Origin of the sequence: Pseudomonas alvandae (genome assembly GCF_019141525.1) — a bacterium.
Lineage (GTDB): Bacteria > Pseudomonadota > Gammaproteobacteria > Pseudomonadales > Pseudomonadaceae > Aquipseudomonas > Aquipseudomonas alvandae.
Genome location: NZ_CP077080.1, coordinates 726,093 through 739,713, shown reverse-complemented (window position 1 = coordinate 739,713; position 13,621 = coordinate 726,093). Strand labels below are relative to the sequence as shown.

The 13,621-nt window shown below is 56.0% G+C and carries 15 protein-coding genes and 1 pseudogene; 7 read left to right on the top strand and 9 right to left on the bottom strand.

Features of this window, described 5'->3' with window-relative positions:
- The first annotated feature begins 8 nt into the window (after positions 1-8).
- Positions 9-455, top strand: coding sequence for a hypothetical protein (locus KSS97_RS03270; RefSeq protein ID WP_030140968.1), 447 nt, complete (start codon positions 9-11; stop codon positions 453-455).
- A gap of 180 nt (positions 456-635) precedes the next feature.
- Here KSS97_RS03270 and KSS97_RS03265 read toward each other — a convergent pair whose 3' ends face one another.
- The gene (locus KSS97_RS03265; RefSeq protein ID WP_217861084.1) at positions 636-1,514 is read right to left on the bottom strand and encodes a LysR family transcriptional regulator; all 879 of its coding nucleotides are present in this window, start codon (positions 1,512-1,514) and stop codon (positions 636-638) included.
- 85 nt (positions 1,515-1,599) lie between these two features.
- On the opposite strand from KSS97_RS03265, the gene KSS97_RS03260 reads away from it, so the two are divergent.
- A complete protein-coding gene (locus KSS97_RS03260; protein WP_217861083.1) occupies positions 1,600-2,529 on the top strand; it encodes a DMT family transporter in 930 nt (309 codons plus the stop codon).
- Between the two features lie 87 nt (positions 2,530-2,616).
- A complete protein-coding gene (gene queC / locus KSS97_RS03255) occupies positions 2,617-3,321 on the top strand; it encodes a 7-cyano-7-deazaguanine synthase QueC (protein ID WP_217861958.1) in 705 nt (234 codons plus the stop codon).
- Positions 3,322-3,354: 33 nt separating this feature from the next.
- On the opposite strand, the gene KSS97_RS03250 is transcribed toward queC, so the two are convergent.
- Both KSS97_RS03250 and KSS97_RS03245 read right to left on the bottom strand, forming a co-directional pair.
- Positions 3,355-4,233 carry a queuosine precursor transporter gene (locus tag KSS97_RS03250; RefSeq protein ID WP_217861082.1) on the bottom strand — a complete coding sequence of 293 codons (879 nt, stop codon included), beginning with the start codon at positions 4,231-4,233 and terminating at the stop codon, positions 3,355-3,357.
- Positions 4,223-4,822 carry a helix-turn-helix transcriptional regulator gene (locus tag KSS97_RS03245; RefSeq protein WP_217861081.1) on the bottom strand — a complete coding sequence of 200 codons (600 nt, stop codon included), beginning with the start codon at positions 4,820-4,822 and terminating at the stop codon, positions 4,223-4,225. Before KSS97_RS03245 ends, KSS97_RS03250 begins: the two co-directional genes overlap by 11 nt.
- 443 nt (positions 4,823-5,265) lie before the next feature.
- Between KSS97_RS03245 and KSS97_RS03240 the strand changes: the two are divergent.
- Both KSS97_RS03240 and KSS97_RS03235 read left to right on the top strand, forming a co-directional pair.
- Positions 5,266-5,511: pseudogene (locus tag KSS97_RS03240) on the top strand (DUF6124 family protein); the annotation flags it as partial.
- A 26-nt stretch (positions 5,512-5,537) separates the two neighbouring features.
- The gene (locus tag KSS97_RS03235) at positions 5,538-5,789 is read left to right on the top strand and encodes a hypothetical protein (RefSeq protein ID WP_030140975.1); all 252 of its coding nucleotides are present in this window, start codon (positions 5,538-5,540) and stop codon (positions 5,787-5,789) included.
- 84 nt (positions 5,790-5,873) lie between these two features.
- Here the strand turns inward: KSS97_RS03235 and KSS97_RS03230 are convergent, their stop codons facing one another.
- Complete coding sequence (locus KSS97_RS03230; protein ID WP_217861079.1) at positions 5,874-6,392, bottom strand: hypothetical protein; 519 nt, start codon at positions 6,390-6,392, stop codon at positions 5,874-5,876.
- A gap of 389 nt (positions 6,393-6,781) precedes the next feature.
- On the opposite strand from KSS97_RS03230, the gene KSS97_RS03225 reads away from it, so the two are divergent.
- Complete coding sequence (locus KSS97_RS03225; protein ID WP_225936084.1) at positions 6,782-7,762, top strand: alpha/beta fold hydrolase; 981 nt, start codon at positions 6,782-6,784, stop codon at positions 7,760-7,762.
- A gap of 101 nt (positions 7,763-7,863) precedes the next feature.
- Here KSS97_RS03225 and KSS97_RS03220 read toward each other — a convergent pair whose 3' ends face one another.
- The 3 genes from KSS97_RS03220 to KSS97_RS03210 are packed head-to-tail and all read right to left on the bottom strand — an operon-like array spanning position 7,864 to position 9,429.
- Positions 7,864-8,151 (bottom strand): addiction module antidote protein, encoded by a 288-nt coding sequence (locus KSS97_RS03220; protein WP_030140978.1) that lies wholly within the window; start codon positions 8,149-8,151, stop codon positions 7,864-7,866.
- Positions 8,148-8,453 (bottom strand): type II toxin-antitoxin system RelE/ParE family toxin, encoded by a 306-nt coding sequence (locus KSS97_RS03215; protein WP_030140979.1) that lies wholly within the window; start codon positions 8,451-8,453, stop codon positions 8,148-8,150. The genes KSS97_RS03220 and KSS97_RS03215 overlap by 4 nt, the downstream gene beginning before the upstream one ends.
- A 58-nt stretch (positions 8,454-8,511) precedes the next feature.
- The gene (locus KSS97_RS03210) at positions 8,512-9,429 is read right to left on the bottom strand and encodes a LysR family transcriptional regulator (RefSeq protein ID WP_217861078.1); all 918 of its coding nucleotides are present in this window, start codon (positions 9,427-9,429) and stop codon (positions 8,512-8,514) included.
- Between the two features lie 152 nt (positions 9,430-9,581).
- Here KSS97_RS03210 and KSS97_RS03205 point away from each other — a divergent pair, with 152 nt between their 5' ends.
- The gene (locus KSS97_RS03205) at positions 9,582-10,823 is read left to right on the top strand and encodes an MFS transporter (protein ID WP_437127925.1); all 1,242 of its coding nucleotides are present in this window, start codon (positions 9,582-9,584) and stop codon (positions 10,821-10,823) included.
- A 48-nt stretch (positions 10,824-10,871) separates the two neighbouring features.
- Here the strand turns inward: KSS97_RS03205 and hemE are convergent, their stop codons facing one another.
- The gene (hemE, locus tag KSS97_RS03200; RefSeq protein WP_030140982.1) at positions 10,872-11,939 is read right to left on the bottom strand and encodes a uroporphyrinogen decarboxylase; all 1,068 of its coding nucleotides are present in this window, start codon (positions 11,937-11,939) and stop codon (positions 10,872-10,874) included.
- Between the two features lie 252 nt (positions 11,940-12,191).
- A complete protein-coding gene (locus KSS97_RS03195) occupies positions 12,192-13,610 on the bottom strand; it encodes an FAD-dependent oxidoreductase (protein WP_024779900.1) in 1,419 nt (472 codons plus the stop codon).
- Between the last annotated feature and the right edge of the window lie 11 nt (positions 13,611-13,621).

Below are 13,621 nucleotides of genomic sequence, written 5' to 3'. Positions count from 1 at the left end.
AGACCATGATGCCGTTGAAGAAAATCGCTGTGACCGCCGCCCTGTTGCTCGGCACCCTGCCAAGCCTCAGCCAGGCCCGTGATACCGCGCTGTTCCTGCCGTTCGATAAAGTCGTCGCCGAAGCCATCCGCACCGGCAAGATCGACGGCAGCGTGAAGTTCTACCTGGCCGGCAACAAACCGGCCGGCAACGTCACCGTGGTCAGCCCAGGCGCGGTGACCAACAAGAAAACCAACGCCTTCAACAAGTCCGACGAAGTGGCCTGCGAATGGGTGCTGCAATCGGCACTGATCAGCCTGCACCAAGCCGCCAAGAACGCCGGCGCCAACGCCGTCACCAACATCGTCAGCTTCTACAAGAGCAACGAACGCAAGGACCCGACTACCTATGAGTGCCACGCCGGGGCAATCATGGCCGGCGTCGCGTTGAAAGGCGATTTGGCGAAGGTGCAGTAGCTGGATTTTGGGGCTTACATAGATAAATCCACTGTGGGAGCGAGCTTGCTCGCGATTGCGTCAGTACATGCAGCATCACCGGCACTGACCCACCGCTATCGCGAGCAAGCTCGCTCCCACAGGTATCGCCCCGTGGCGAGGGAGCTTGCTCCCGCTGGGCTGCGCAGCGGCCCCAGCAACCTAGCTAACCACACCCCCTTCAAACTCCCTCTCCAACATCGCCAAAAACGCCTCCCTGGCAGGATGCCGACCCGCGTTTTCATGCCAATAAAACAGATTGTCTACCCCTGCCAATTCCGGAAATTCGTACCCCGTCCAACCCGCCCCCTGGCGATACTGCTCATAGATCCCCCTGGGAACCAGCGAAACACCCGCCCCAGCGCTGACACAGCCAACGATAGCGCCATAGCTGGCGATACTGATGATCGGCTGAACCTGACCGTGGCGCAGCAACCACTGCTCCAGTGCCAGGCGGTACGGACAGCCGACAGGCCACATGAAAATCGCCTGGCCTTGCAAATCCGCCGCACTGCGCAGCGGGCCAAGGGAATCGGCTGCAATGAGCACCAGATCCTCACGGTACATCACCGCTCGCTTCAGCCCGGGCCGCTCCACGTCAACCGCGACAATCGCAGCGTCGAGCCGGTGCTGCCGGATATCCTCCAGCAACTGAGCCCAGGTCCCCGTGCTCAGTTCCAGCGACACCTGCGGGTACTGCGCGTGATATTTAGCCAACAACTGGGGCAGGCGCCCGGTGGCGCTGGACTCGATCGCCCCAATACGCAACGGTCCACTGGGAGCGTTGGAGGGTGCGATTGCGCGGCGAGCCTCTTCCGTCAGGCTGAGGATTCTCGTCGCATATTCCAGGAATATCTGTCCCGCCGGGCTGACTCGCACCCCACGTCCGTCGCGGAAAAACAACGACGTGCCCAGCTCTCGCTCCAGCGACTTGAGGCGGGCGGTGACATTGGACGGAACGCAGTGCAGCGTTTCAGCGGCACGCGCAATGCTGCCGGTGTCGCAGACCGCTTTCACCATGCGCAGTTGGGACAGTTCCATAGCTCACCCAAAGTGAATGATTGACTGAGTTTAAGTCACTTGTGGTGATAAGCCGCGTTTTCGATACTCCGAGACATGCACTTGGATGAAGACGCCGCTGATGCTCAACAAAGGTTCGGAACGATCGGGCGTAAAGGTGACCCTGGCAGCAACGTTCGTCATTGTGTGCTGGGCCTATTCCCCGATTGGCATTCGCATCGGTCTCCAGGCCTACGAACCCGGCCACCTGGCCTTGATTAGATTTCTCATCGCCTCGACGTTTATGGCCGTATTGGCCTCGGTCAAGGGCATCGGCCTGCCTCGAGTGAAGGACCTGCCATTGCTCGCCCTGCTGGGTTTTTTCGCCGTCAGCCTGCATCACATCGCCCTCAACTACGGGCAGCGAGGTGTCAGCGCTGGCGCCGCCAGTGTCCTGGCCCAATCCACACCATTGTTCAGTGCGCTACTGGCGCATTTCGCCTTCAAGAACAGCGTCAATGCGTGGCAGTGGATGTGCGTGCTGTTGGGGTTGGCGGGTGCTGCCGTAGTGGTCATGGAAGATCTTGGTTTGGGTCAGATAAACGCTCATGGGCTGCTGATCCTCCTGGCAGCATTATCCTGGAGCTTGTATTTCGCCCTGCAAAAACGCCATTGCCATCGTTACGACGGCTTGACCATGGTCTGTTACACCGTCTGGTCGGGCACCGCCCTGTTATTCGTATTCGCGCCTGGGCTGCTGGACGAGGCAAGACAAGCCCCCACTTCGGTGAATTTGGCCGTGCTGATGCTGGGCATCTTTCCCAGCGCGCTGGCGTACCTTGCCTGGGCCTACGTCCTGGCACACAGCGACGTGAGCCGAGCCTCCATGGCGCTTTACCTGACCCCTCCGACCGCCATGCTGATGGCCTCGATGATCCTCGCCGAACGTCCGTCGGCAATGGTCATCGTCGGGGCGGCCACCGTGCTGACCAGCGTCCTTGCACTCAACCTTGACCCTACGAGGCTGCAAGCAAAACTCGGAAAGCGGAACACCTAATTTCCGAAATTTCCCACACCAAAACCCTTGAACTTCGCGCTACGGTCACATCCCAACCACAAACCGGGAATGCCAAGGATGAACGAAGTGACCAAGAAAGCCGTGATCGTATTCAGCGGTGGTCAGGATTCCACCACCTGCCTGATCCACGCATTACCCCAGTACGACGAAATCCACTGCATTACTTTCGATTACGGCCAACGCCATCGCGCCGAGATTGAAGTGGCGAAGGACCTCGCCAAGCATTTTGGCGTGACGGCCCATAAGGTCCTGGACACCACGTTATTGAACGAGCTGGCGGTCAGTAGCCTGACTCGGGACAACATTCCGGTTCCGTCGGCGAACAGCAGCAAGGACGGCCCGCCTAATACATTCGTGCCGGGTCGCAATATCCTGTTTCTGACGTTGGCGTCGATCTATGCCTATCAGGTGGGTGCTGAAGCGGTGATCACCGGTGTGTGCGAGACGGATTTTTCAGGGTATCCGGATTGTCGGGACAGTTTTGTCAAAGCCATGAACATCGCGATTGAAACCGGCATGGATTACAAACTGCGCATCGAGACACCGTTGATGTGGCTGAATAAAGCAGAGACTTGGGCCTTGGCGGATTATTACGACCAGCTGGAGTTGGTGATGAACCGTACGCTGACTTGTTATAACGGGGTTGTGGGCAGTGGATGTGGGGGATGTGATGCTTGCAGTCTTCGTGCAGGGGGGCTGAAGGCTTTTACTGAAAATAGAGAAAGGGTTATCAACGCGTTAACAAATAAAATAAACCAAAAAAATCTCTAAAAACCGGTGGCTGTCAAATTGACAGCCACCTTTTTAAGCAGGTTGAGCCTCGACAACGTACCTTTTGAATAGCGATCTGGCAGCATAAGCCGGGAATACATTAAAAACAGCAAAGCACATTTTTATGGCTATTTGCACGTAGACTATTTTCAGTATTTCGTCATTGGTCAATGACCCGTAAAACGCGATGAAGCAAAAAAGAAAGCTATCTATAACAACCGCAAAACAGGTACTGAGCAGCACTCGCAAAAACAAATATCTTGAACTTGTAAGCTTTTTTATTTTGCTAAGCAAATATGAATTTACATACTCTGAAATGACAAAAGAAACAGACGAGGCCAGCAAAACCGACGACACATGTGCCACAACCCTTTCATAGGATGAGTCAAGCTGCCAGCTTGATAGGCCGGGAAACCAGCTGGTCACACTTAATGCCACCAATATGAATACGTTACCTACACACACAAACCATATGGATTTCTTAGCCAGCCTGAGACCATAATATTCATTTAGTATATCAACGACAAGGAAGGTCAAAGGATACAAGAAAATGCCAAGCGTGATTACAACATCGAACTGCTCTATGTATATAAGCTTCGCTGCAGAAATATTGGCAAGCACATATAACGCAAACAGCATAAAGCTCAGAGCCAAGTAGACCAACCATGACCGCTCATGACGATCGCCCATCTCATAAGCGGACAATGTGGCGCCACCTGAGTAAAACTTTCTATAAATCTCTCTTACTTCTGCCTTGGTCAAATCATCCATAATTTCGCTTTTTACAAGCTTCGCCAGTTTGAGCTTTATTACCCTACCGGTGGAAATCACCATTACGATGGCTAAATTTTTACTATTTTCAAAGCCTACAAGCTTGTACTTACTATTCTCAGCCTCACGATTATCGACCATTAAACCGTTCCTCAACCACCTCTCCAATGACCAGAGTTGCGTCAGAGCTAGATAAATATCCAGTGACAATCTGAAACTGTTTTGTTGACTGCTTCCAGATCAATTTTTCTGCTGCGCTGCTTAAGTCACCTTTTCTCACGACCAACAAATCACCTGACTCATATGCACCTTCAATATTATTCTCCAAAAGTACTCCGATCAAATTACTGGCCGAACCGAAATAATAAGTCAATGGATACACTGTTACCAACTCCCCGATTTTCTTATTGAGACAATGAAGTATCTGACTTTCCTTTATTACAGGGACTGCTGCGGGATTCATGTTTCCATGCAGCGAAACGCTGCTCTCGATTATCTCTCGCTCTTCAAAATCTACAGACTCGATCTCTTTATACGATACGCCAAAAAAATCTGAAATTTTTCTAATAGTGGTTTGCTGTACATTCACAACCCTCCCTTCCAAGATGTTATAGATCGTGGTTCGGGTCAATCCGCTCGAATTGCACAAAGAAATCTGCGTCTCCCCACGACTCTTTATCAGATACTTAACGTTATTCTTCAGTATCTCCGCTTTTTCTTTTTTGTACATGAACTTACCAACATCAAAAAAATCGATAAACCTCATAGACAGTGTAGGCGACATTTACAAAACTGGACATCCTATCTCCTCCACCATAGGTAAACACCATTGATTCGCGACAAAAAAGCGTTAACTGATATTTCCGCAAAAGAAGAAACGTAAATCATAGGAAATATCCTACGGAAGAAAGCAACAGCCTGAGTACCAACCTAACCCCTCCACGCACCTTCTCGCCGCGCTGGGCGCTCACTTATTGACCAAGAATAATCATTTTACTAAGCATATGTTCATTATATTGATCAATATATAAAGAGCACGCATATAACACTTTCACTTTTCTCCAACCTACGTAAAGTGTTGCCTTCTTACTTCAATCACTGGATCTGTTCTATTAAAAGGAGCGCGTCATGGAGAAGGTAACCTCCCACACGACCCAAGGCCTCACCGGCGCCAGCAATTTCTTCACCATCCTCCCCAACATCGACACCCAGTCCTTGCTCTGCCACGCCAGCGAAACCCTCGCCTCCCTGAACGTCATGTCCACCGATCTTGCAGGCGAGCTGCAAGGTGCGCACCGCAGCATGGCGATGGCCCTCCAGCAACTGACGGAGCTGGGCGAGTTGCTGGTCAATCGCGCGCTGGAAAACCTCGATCCGCCCATAGGCTTGCCGGACGCTTCATCAACCAACCAACGCTAACTCATCAACCCAAGGAGGGTTTTGTCATGAAAAGGTACAGGCCAGTCACCGGCACCGATTGCACCATCGCTTCGTTATTGATCGACACTGAAGCACCGCTGGACGTCTTGCACGAAACCGCGGCCGACCGCATTCGCGCCGCCACTCAGTTTCTTGAAAACCTGGCATTCGAAGGAGGTGCCTATAGCGAATTAGCTCGCGTGCTGGTGGTTTCATTGCGCGAAGGTTGCGATTTGCTGGATGTCGTCGGTCGACGTCTGCAGACGCAGGCGACTTGAAAAGAAAAGGCGCCTTACGGCGCCCTTCGAAACATCAACTCCTAACTCATAACTTCCTCTGATCCCTTTTCCTCGCCTCATTGATTACAGCCTCTGCGAATGCAGGTAATAAACCTCCGCCAACCTAAGCGCAGGCAAAAAGTCCTCCGCCGTCGGCCCCCCCTCCCGCACGATGATCATGAAACGTTTCTGTAGCGTATTAATGATCTCATCGCCATTGCTCAAGCGACTGCCGACCAGCGCAATGTCGCTGTTGTTTTTCCCGGCGCCGGTGATTATCCGTGCGGTGCTGCCATCGGCGTACACCACCTCATCGCCTTTCTGCGCGGCGCGTACTTTCCAGCCATTGTCCAAGGTGAACGTCAACGACGATGACACTTGCTGGATCGTTCCGCCGTCACGCGTCTGGCTGCCCTCGGTGGCCACTCGGTAGATGGCGATTGGCGGATGAGCTTCGACAAAGGCTTTTTGTCGACTCACGAATGCCGCGACGTCTTCGCCATAGCCCTCCAGTTGCCGGGGCTCCAAGTACAGGTCATCCAGATGACGAAGAGACTCTTGGGAGATTTCGTTGGTGTAAGGGGCATCCAAAGACGAGTGCATTTCCAGGGGCCTTATTCATGGGCTTCAGCTGCGTTCCTTTGCGCCGGGAATGAGCGCTGAGCCGGACGATTTTCGGAATGATGAATAAGACGTTGCAGCGCTGGTGGATGGCAATCCCAACGGCGTGGTATCTGGAACGAATAGGAAGTGTCCTAACTAGAAATGCGCGTTTTCCTACAGTCGAAAGGAGCTTGGCGCAACGCCCGTCCTCCCGCCGTTCTTCTGTCCTCAATCGAAGCAGCACCTTTTGCCTGTTGTCGGAACTGTCAACTTTGACAGTAGCGACAGTGCTCGGGGTAGCTTCAGGCTCCCAGGCGTCGACGTTCGATCAAACCGTTCGACCTCATGAGCTGTGATTCGCAGTCCATAAAATTAACTTGGCTCCAAACATGGATGAAAAATTGATCAACACAATAGCCTGGTCGGGCCGCGCAGCCATGTCTTCCAAACACGCAACAGCGTCTTCGGCGGAACCAAACAGCGTCGTTGTCGACGGCGCGACATTTACCCACGCCTATGTGTCCGTGAACGGTATTCGCCTCCACTACCTCATGGGCGGTGATGGGACGCGCCCGATATTGTTGATGCATGGGTTCCCGGGCAGTTGGCGAAGCTGGGAGCCGTTGATGGGCGCATTGGTGCATGCCGGTTTTACCCCCCTCGTTCCTGATTATCGCGGCGCTGGCGAAACGGATATTTCAGTTGGTGGCTACGACAAAAAAAGCATGGCCCATGATCTGCACGAACTTGCCACCCTCTTGAACATCAAGCAGGTCGATATCATTGGTCATGACATGGGTTTGATCATTGCCTACGCCTACGGGGCGCTTTATCCGGATGAAACCGGGCACATCGTATTAATGGATGGGTTTATTCCGGGCATTCCTGGATGGGAATCTGCCTATAACGGGGATCCCGCAGCCGGCATTGCCAGCAAATGGCATTTTCGCTTCTTTGGCAAAACGGCCATTGGCATGATCAAAGGGCACGAAAAAACCTACCTGGATATGTTTTTTGATGACTTTGTATTCGAGGGCAACGATAAAGTGCCCGATGAAGTGCGACAGGCACTGGTAGACGACTACTCCCGGCCCGGCCGCATGGAAGCAGCATTCAAGCTTTATGCAGCCTGGGTAGAAAATGACGCGAATGACAACCTGGAGTTTGCCAAGAATAAACTGACGATTCCGCTGCTCACCATCGGCGGGGACCATTCAAGAGGAAAAACCCTGGCCGAGCAGGCCCTGCACATCGCAACGCAACCGCACCCATTGACATTGATCAATACCGGCCATTGGGTACTGGAGGAACAAACGCAGGCGACACGTGACGCAATCCTGGCATTTCTGATGATAAAAAATGACGGGTAATAGGTTTTCACAGGGTCTGATGGCGGGACATGAACAAAGAAGGGCGTCCCTTTGGGCGCCCTTCTTAATCAAATCTGCTGGTCGTTTTTCATGTTGCCTAATTAGGTACTGGCATGCAGTTTCAGCCCCAACGCTTTAACAACTTTCAAAATAGTACCGAACTCAGGGTTTCCTTCCCCTGACAAGGCGCGATAAAGGTTTTCCCGAGAGAGGCCCGCGTCACGGGCCACCTGGGTCATCCCACGAGCTCGTGCAATGGTCCCTAGGGCTTTAGCAATGAATGCGGGGTCATCTCCTGCCTCGTCCATGCATGCATCCAAATAGTTCGCCATGTCCTCTTCGGTCTTGAGGTACTCGGCAGAGTCCCAGCGAGTGAATTGTTCGGTCATGGGTTTTGCTCCTGCCAGGATTTTGCGATCAGCCTGGCTTGCTTGATATCACGTGCTTGACTGCTTTTGTCACCACCACACAGAAGGATGATCAATTGTCGGCCTTGCTGCATGAAATAAATTCGATAGCCCGGACCGTAATCGATACGGGCCTCACTCAACCCTTCTCCTAAAGCTTTGACGTCACCCAGATTCCCATCGGCCATACGATCGACTCGAACCTGAATACGCATCCTGGCACGGCTATCAGCCAGCTTCGAGAGCCAGCCGGAAAAGGTAGAGCTTCGAATGATCTCCGTCATGTCGCGCAGTGTAGCCCCTACGCTACACCCGCTCAAGTTTGGGTCACGTCATCCGTCTTCAACAGCCTTGGGAAGCGCAAGTAACGCCTTGATCACCATCGGTCAACAACGCCACAAACGCTGCCGCCATCGGCGAACGCTGATCCTTGCGCTGTACCAGCCACACCGCCGATACCGCCGCCGGGTCGAGCAGCGGTCGATAGACCACCCCATCGATACGCATGCGCTGATAAGACGCCGGCAACACCGAGACGCCCAGCCCCGCTGCCACCAGGCCGATGATGGTCATGGCCTCTCCCGCTTCCTGGGCGAAGTGCGGGTTGAAGCCGGCGTCGCGGGCCAGGTTCAGGAGTTGCGCGTAGAGGCCGCTGCCGTAGCTTCGCGGAAAGAACACGAACGGCTCCTGGGCCAGCGCGGCAAGGAACAGGCCGTCTTCGTTGCCCTGGGCCAGCGGATGCTTGGCGCTGAGCACGGCCACCAGCGGTTCGCGGCTGAGTTCGATTTCGACCAGTGAATCGGGCAACGGCAACGGTCGCATGATGCCCACCTCGATCACTTCGTCCATCAACGCGTCGGCCACTTGGGTGCTGCTCATTTCCCGCAGGTTCAGGTGCACGGCGGGGAAGCGTTGGCGAAAGGTAAAAATCGCTTGGGGGATAGTGGAGTTGAAAGGCGCCGAGGAGGTAAAGCCGATCTTCAGCTCGCCCAGTTCCCCCAACTGAGCACGGCGGGCCACATCGGCGGCCTTGTCGACCTGGGCCAATACCCGCCGCGCCTCTTCCAGGAAAAGCCGCCCGGCCTCACTCAGTTCGACCCGACGATTGGTGCGATCGAACAGCCGTGCGCCAATCTCTTGCTCCAGCGCCTGGATCTGCTGGCTCAAAGGCGGCTGGGAAATGCCCAGGGCGAGTGCGGCGCGGCCGAAGTGCAGTTCTTCGGCGACGGCGATGAAGTAGCGCAGATGCCGCAGTTCCATGGAAACCCCAGTAGGTCGTTCAACGTCTTAAATAGGTCGAACAATATATTGGATAGAATCATTAGCCGGCTATATGCTTTTTTCATTGCCTGCCTGGCCGTGCTCCTCCGAGGTCCACCGTGAAAACTGCTGTCGCCCCACTCGCCCATGAAATCCCTCCCCGTGCGCAGGATGATGTCGTCGCCGAATTGAAGGACATCTACATCGAGAAGGGCACGCCGATGTTCATGCGCACGGTGCTGGCGCTGTTCTGCGGTGGCTTTGCGACGTTTGCCCTGCTCTATTGCGTGCAACCGATGATGCCGTTGTTGTCCCACGAGTTTTCCATCAACGCCGCGCAAAGCAGCCTGATCCTGTCGGTGGCGACCGGCCTGCTCGCCGTCGGCTTGTTGATCACCGGTCCGATTTCCGACCGCATCGGCCGCAAGTCGGTGATGGTCGCGGCGCTGTTCGCTGCGTCGGTGTGCACGATTGCCAGCGCGATGATGCCGACCTGGCACGGCGTGTTGCTGTTGCGCGCCTTGGTCGGGCTGTCGTTGAGCGGTTTGGCGGCGGTCGCGATGACGTATCTGAGCGAAGAAATCCATCCCAAGCACATTGGCCTGGCGATGGGGCTGTATATCGCCGGCAACGCCATCGGCGGCATGAGCGGGCGCCTGATCACCGGGGTGTTGATCGACTTTGTCAGCTGGCACACCGCGATGCTGGTGATAGGCGGCCTGTCGCTGATCGCGGCAGCGGTGTTCTGGCGGATCCTCCCCGAGTCGCGCAATTTCCGTCCCCGGTCGCTGCATCCGCGCAGCTTGCTGGACGGGTTCATCATGCACTTTCGCGACGCTGGGTTGCCGCTGTTGTTTCTTGAAGCCTTCGTGCTGATGGGCGCGTTCGTGACGCTGTTCAATTACATCGGCTACCGCCTGCTGGCCGCGCCTTATCAGCTGGATCAGGCATTTGTCGGGCTTTTATCAGTCGTCTATCTGTCGGGCATCTACAGTTCGGCGAAAGTCGGCGCCATGGCCGACAAGCTCGGGCGCCGGAAAATGCTTTGGGCGACCATCGCGCTGATGTTGGCGGGCCTTGTCCTGACCCTGTTCACGCCGCTCTGGCTGGTGATCATCGGCATGTTGATATTCACCTTCGGTTTCTTCGGCGCACACTCGGTCGCCAGCAGCTGGATTGGCCGGCGTGCGCTCAAGGCAAAGGGACAGGCTTCGTCGTTGTACTTGTTCAGCTATTACGCCGGCTCGAGTGTCGCCGGTACGGCGGGGGGCGTGGCGTGGCACTTGGGTGGTTGGAACGGAACCGGGCTGTTCATCGGCTCGCTGCTGATCATCGCCCTATTGATCGCGCTGAAGCTGGCCAAGTTGCCACCGCTGGGCGAGATAAAAGCCTGAGACGGGTGGAACAATAGCGGGAGCGAGTTGGCTCGCTCCCGCTACGCGTCAATCGTGGTACTGCGCCGACAATTCATGCACCGCTCGCAGGAAAGCGCCGGCGTGTTCCGGATCGACTTCCGGCGTGATGCCATGGCCAAGGTTGAACACATGGCCGGTGCCCTTGCCGTAACTGGCCAGGATACGCCCGACTTCAGCACGGATCGCTTCAGGCTTGGCGTAGAGCACCGTTGGGTCCATGTTGCCTTGCAACGCAACCTTGTGGCCGACGCGCTCGCGAGCGTTGCCGATGTCGCAGGTCCAGTCCAGGCCCAGGGCGTCGGCACCGGCATCGGCGATGCTTTCCAGCCACAGCCCACCGTTCTTGGTGAACAGGATCACCGGCACTTTACGACCTTCGTGTTCGCGGATCAGGCCGCTGACGATCTTGCGCATGTAGGCCAGGGAGAATTCCTGATACGCCGCCGCCGACAGGTTGCCGCCCCAGGTATCAAAGATCTGCACCGCTTGCGCACCGGCCATGATCTGGCCGTTGAGGTAGGACGTGACCGACTGCGCCAGCTTGTCCAGCAGCAGGTGCATGGCTTGCGGATTGTCGTAGAGCATCGCCTTGGTCTTGCGGAAGTCCTTGGACGAGCCGCCTTCGACCATGTAAGTCGCGAGTGTCCACGGGCTGCCGGAAAAACCGATCAACGGAACGCGACCGTTCAATTCACGGCGAATGGTGCTGACCGCGTCCATGACATAGCCCAGGTCCTTCTGCGGATCGGGAATCGGCAGCGCTTCGATGTCGGCCAGGGTGCTGACCACTTTCTTGAAACGCGGGCCTTCGCCGGTCTCGAAGTACAGGCCTTGGCCCATGGCGTCGGGAATGGTGAGGATGTCGGAGAACAGGATCGCCGCGTCCAGTTGAGGATAGCGGTCCAGCGGCTGCATCGTGACTTCGCAGGCGAACTGCGGGTTCATGCACAGGCTCATGAAGTCACCGGCCTTGGCGCGGCTGGCGCGGTATTCCGGCAGATAGCGACCGGCCTGGCGCATCATCCACACGGGGGTGACGTCTACAGGTTGCTTGAGCAGGGCGCGAAGGAAACGGTCGTTCTTCAGGGCAGTCATGTCGGCATCCGGAAAAAAAGTGCGGGCATTTTCTCAGAGCGCGACGCAAAAGGCACGGCAAGAGCCGTGCCTTTTATCTATCGGGGCAATTTGTCGCGGTGCAACACAACTTTCGCAACACCGCAAAACAATTGTGGGAGCGAGCTTGCTCGCGATGAGGGCGTCACATTCAACATATTCGTCGACTGATTCACCGCTATCGCGAGCAAGCTCGCTCCCACATTTTGATCGCATTCCAGCATCAGGAAGTGATCAGACTTGCAGGTAATCCAGGATCCCTTCCGCCGCATTGCGGCCTTCGAAGATCGCTGTCACCACCAGGTCGGAACCCCGGACCATGTCGCCGCCGGCGAAGATCTTCGGGTTGCTGGTCTGGTGCTTGTACTGGCCTTGTTCCGGGGCGACGACGCGGCCCTGGCTGTCAGTCTGGATGCTGAACTGCTCGAACCACGGCGCCGGGCTCGGACGGAAGCCGAAGGCGATGACCACGGCGTCGGCCGGGATGATCTCTTCGGAGCCGGGGATCGGCTCAGGGCTGCGGCGACCACGGGCGTCCGGCTCGCCGAGACGGGTCTCGACCACCTTCACGCCTTCGACCTTGTCTTCACCGACGATGGCGATCGGCTGGCGGTTGTAGAGGAACTTCACGCCTTCTTCCTTGGCGTTCTTCACCTCTTTGCGCGAGCCGGGCATGTTCGCTTCGTCACGACGGTAGGCGCAGGTCACCGACTTGGCGCCCTGGCGAATCGACGTGCGGTTGCAGTCCATCGCCGTGTCGCCACCGCCGAGTACTACGACCTTCTTGCCTTTCATGTCGACGAAATCTTCCGGCGACTTTTCAAAGCCCAGGTTGCGGTTGACGTTGGCGATCAGGAAGTCCAGCGCGTCGTAGACGCCCGGCAGGTCCTCACCGGCAAAGCCGCCCTTCATGTAGGTGTAGGTGCCCATGCCCATGAAGACCGCATCGTACTCTTCGAGCAGTTGCTCCATGGTCACGTCCCTGCCCACCTCGGTGTTCAGGCGGAACTCGATGCCCATGCCGGTGAAGACTTCGCGACGATTGCTCAGCACGGTCTTTTCCAGCTTGAACTCGGGGATGCCAAAGGTCAGCAGGCCACCGATTTCCGGGTTCTTGTCGAACACCACCGGAGTGACGCCACCACGCACCAGCACATCGGCACAACCGAGACCCGCCGGGCCCGCGCCGATGATCGCCACGCGCTTGCCGGTCGGCTTGACCTTGGACATGTCCGGGCGCCAGCCCATGGCGAACGCGGTGTCGGTGATGTATTTCTCCACCGAACCAATCGTGACCGCGCCGAAACCGTCGTTGAGGGTGCAAGCACCTTCACACAGGCGATCCTGCGGACACACCCGGCCGCAGACTTCCGGCAGGGTGTTGGTCTGGTGGGACAGCTCGGCGGCCTGGAGGATGTTGCCCTCGGCCACCAGCTTCAGCCAGTTGGGAATGAAGTTGTGAACCGGGCACTTCCATTCGCAATACGGGTTACCGCAACCCAGGCAGCGGTGGGCCTGGTCGGCCGATTGCTGGGGTTTGAAAGGCTCGTAGATTTCCACGAACTCTTTCTTGCGTTGACGCAACAGTTTCTTCTTCGGATCCTTGCGCCCGACATCGATGAACTGGAAGTCGTTATTCAGACGTTCAGCCATTGTTAAAACCT

Bases quoted from the DNA above. Each gene is read 5' to 3' on its own strand.
- KSS97_RS03270 (WP_030140968.1), top strand. From the start codon at position 9: ATGCCGTTGAAGAAAATCGCTGTGACCGCCGCCCTGTTGCTCGGCACC.
- KSS97_RS03265 (WP_217861084.1), bottom strand. From the start codon at position 1,514: ATGGAACTGTCCCAACTGCGCATGGTGAAAGCGGTCTGCGACACCGGC.
- KSS97_RS03260 (WP_217861083.1), top strand. From the start codon at position 1,600: ATGAAGACGCCGCTGATGCTCAACAAAGGTTCGGAACGATCGGGCGTA.
- KSS97_RS03250 (WP_217861082.1), bottom strand. From the start codon at position 4,233: ATGGTCGATAATCGTGAGGCTGAGAATAGTAAGTACAAGCTTGTAGGC.
- KSS97_RS03245 (WP_217861081.1), bottom strand. From the start codon at position 4,822: ATGTACAAAAAAGAAAAAGCGGAGATACTGAAGAATAACGTTAAGTAT.
- KSS97_RS03235 (WP_030140975.1), top strand. From the start codon at position 5,538: ATGAAAAGGTACAGGCCAGTCACCGGCACCGATTGCACCATCGCTTCG.
- KSS97_RS03230 (WP_217861079.1), bottom strand. From the start codon at position 6,392: ATGCACTCGTCTTTGGATGCCCCTTACACCAACGAAATCTCCCAAGAG.
- KSS97_RS03225 (WP_225936084.1), top strand. From the start codon at position 6,782: ATGGATGAAAAATTGATCAACACAATAGCCTGGTCGGGCCGCGCAGCC.
- KSS97_RS03220 (WP_030140978.1), bottom strand. From the start codon at position 8,151: ATGACCGAACAATTCACTCGCTGGGACTCTGCCGAGTACCTCAAGACC.
- KSS97_RS03215 (WP_030140979.1), bottom strand. From the start codon at position 8,453: ATGACGGAGATCATTCGAAGCTCTACCTTTTCCGGCTGGCTCTCGAAG.
- KSS97_RS03210 (WP_217861078.1), bottom strand. From the start codon at position 9,429: ATGGAACTGCGGCATCTGCGCTACTTCATCGCCGTCGCCGAAGAACTG.
- hemE (WP_030140982.1), bottom strand. From the start codon at position 11,939: ATGACTGCCCTGAAGAACGACCGTTTCCTTCGCGCCCTGCTCAAGCAA.
- KSS97_RS03195 (WP_024779900.1), bottom strand. From the start codon at position 13,610: ATGGCTGAACGTCTGAATAACGACTTCCAGTTCATCGATGTCGGGCGC.